This is a genomic window from Flavobacterium sp., assembly GCF_003525665.1.
Classification (GTDB): Bacteria; Bacteroidota; Bacteroidia; order Flavobacteriales; family Flavobacteriaceae; genus Flavobacterium.
Genome location: NZ_DQDX01000042.1, coordinates 2,432 through 3,231, shown reverse-complemented (window position 1 = coordinate 3,231; position 800 = coordinate 2,432). Strand labels below are relative to the sequence as shown.

Annotated in this window: 2 protein-coding genes; both read right to left on the bottom strand. The window is 32.9% G+C overall.

Annotation, left to right across the window (positions count from 1 at the left end; translation table 11 throughout):
- Positions 1 to 105: 105 nt before the first annotated feature.
- Positions 106 to 288 (bottom strand): hypothetical protein, encoded by a 183-nt coding sequence (locus tag DIU01_RS03125; protein ID WP_290831797.1) that lies wholly within the window; start codon positions 286 to 288, stop codon positions 106 to 108.
- A gap of 147 nt (positions 289 to 435) precedes the next feature.
- Positions 436 to 639, bottom strand: a complete 204-nt coding sequence (locus DIU01_RS03120; RefSeq protein WP_290831796.1) for a hypothetical protein — start codon at positions 637 to 639, stop codon at positions 436 to 438.
- Positions 640 to 800: the final 161 nt, after the last annotated feature.

Sequence of the window (800 nt, the reverse complement as noted above, 5' to 3'; positions counted from 1 at the left end):
AACAAATAAATATGTTTTATTAAATTCTTCTGCTGAGAAGGTTCCTGTTGCTCTTGCAGGATCTAAAATTTGTATTTTATGAACATCAATATCGGTTTCAATTTCTTAAATTATAGATTTAACACCTTTGCCTGTTTGGGTTAACGCGTTATTCTTAATTATAATTTTGCTTGTATCTGCAAAACCTTCTTTTAGTCCAAATTCGGTTTTTAAAATATCATCTACGGCACGAACTATAAAATTCAGAACTGGTTGTGGTGTGTAACAAACTCCTCTAGCTTTTCTCAAAGCTAGGTTGTATTCGCCTGGACAGATTTCGTAAAAATGTACAACTGGGTATTATTGTTTGATACTTTTACCAAAGTTTTCATAATCATTGCGACATCACTTGCAAGGAAAATTGAAACCAATTCCTCTACAATCCGAACCAATCGATTATCTATTATCTAAATCATAACCTGTAAAATATTGAAAAAGCTTTCGTAAAATTGGATTACTTTTCGGAATTATTGATGCAGCTTCTTTACGAGAAAAAGTTGGTAAAGTTGGGCGGTGATAACGTGCTGCAAACATTCCGTAAGCGATAGTTTGCGCATAAATAGCGGCAAAATTCTTGTTATCAATGTCATGAAGCATCATTTATTGAAACGATAACATTTGACTTTTAATACTTGAGCGAATACCTTGCAAGTGGTCGCTATTCAATGATTTTTCTATAACATCAGCCTTTAATTTGGGTTATGATGCCATCATTTGTACCAATTTAGTTGGCGATTTGATAGTTTGAGAAATAGTTTGAG